We start from the raw sequence: 1,368 nt of genomic DNA on the forward strand, positions 1-1,368 counted from the left end.
AAAAATTGAAAAATTGAAAGATTGAAAAGATTGAAAGATTGAAAAGATTGAAAGATTGAAAAGATTGAAAGATTGAAAGATTGAAATATTAAAATATTGAAATATTAAAATATTGAAAGATTGAAAAGATTAAACTTCATAATTCATCCTTCAAACGCATCCTAGATTTTTTTTAATAATATTATATATGAAAATAGCCATTTTTGGACAATATTATCAAAATGATACACATCCTATTATAAAGGATATTTTCGTGTTTTTTAATACTCATGGGGTTGAGTTGGTCATTGAAGAGCAGTTTTTGAATACTTTATATTCTCATGATATTCTAAAAAAACAGTACCAAACATTCAACCACCATAGCCAGCTTGATACTAGCTTTGATTTGTTATTGAGTATTGGTGGCGATGGTACCATTTTGAGAGCAGCAACTTATGTTCGGCATTTGCAAATACCAATTTTAGGCATCAATGCAGGCCGATTAGGTTTTTTGGCAAGTGTACCACAAGAGAATATAACGGAGTTTTTGAATTTGGTACTACAAAAAAAATTCACAATTTCAAAACGTACATTACTAAGTGTCAGTACTTCAATCGAAAATTCAGATTTAGCACAAATCAATTTTGCATTGAACGAAATTACCGTGAGCCGAAAAGATACCACTTCGATGATAACCATCGAAACAGCCTTGAATGGCGAATACCTCAATTCGTATTGGGCAGATGGACTGATTATTGCAACACCAACGGGTTCTACGGGTTATTCGTTAAGTTGTGGTGGTCCTGTATTGACTCCAGAAGTTAAAGGATTGGTAATTACGCCAATAGCTCCACATAACTTAAACGCTCGCCCGCTTGTAATACCTGATGAAACTGAAATCCAACTCAAAATTTCGGGCAGAGAAAAACAATTTTTGGTTTCACTCGATTCTCGAATTACAACATTAGACAATGAAACGGTTTTGAACATCAAAAAAACACCATTTCAAATCCATTTGGTCGATATTAACGACGTTACTTTTCTCAAAACATTACGAAAAAAATTGCTCTGGGGCGAAGACAAACGAAATTAAGAAGAAAGAAGGAAAGAAGAAAGAAGGAAAGAAGAAAGAGGAAAGTAGAAAGAGGAAAGAAGAAAGAAGGAAAGAGGAAAGAAGAAAGAAGGAATGAGAAAAGAAGGAAAGAGGAAAGAAGGAAAGAGGAAAGAAGAAAGAGGAACAATAATTTTGAAAAGCTTCTTCTGTTTATTCAAAATATTTTTTTAGAAATAACAAAGGATAGTTTAAGATATATATCTAAAACTATCCTTTGCTTTTAATTTAAAGAAAAATAAAAGGCGTCAAACGGCATACCTCTAACCTCTAACCTC

Annotated in this window: 1 protein-coding gene; it reads left to right on the forward strand. The window is 32.3% G+C overall.

Annotation, left to right across the window (positions count from 1 at the left end):
- Positions 1–187: 187 nt before the first annotated feature.
- A complete protein-coding gene (locus B0A58_RS15690) occupies positions 188–1,072 on the forward strand; it encodes an NAD kinase (protein WP_089081822.1) in 885 nt (294 codons plus the stop codon).
- Positions 1,073–1,368 lie beyond the last annotated feature (296 nt).

It is taken from the genome of Flavobacterium branchiophilum NBRC 15030 = ATCC 35035 (genome assembly GCF_002217205.1).
GTDB classification, from domain to species: Bacteria; Bacteroidota; Bacteroidia; order Flavobacteriales; family Flavobacteriaceae; genus Flavobacterium; species Flavobacterium branchiophilum.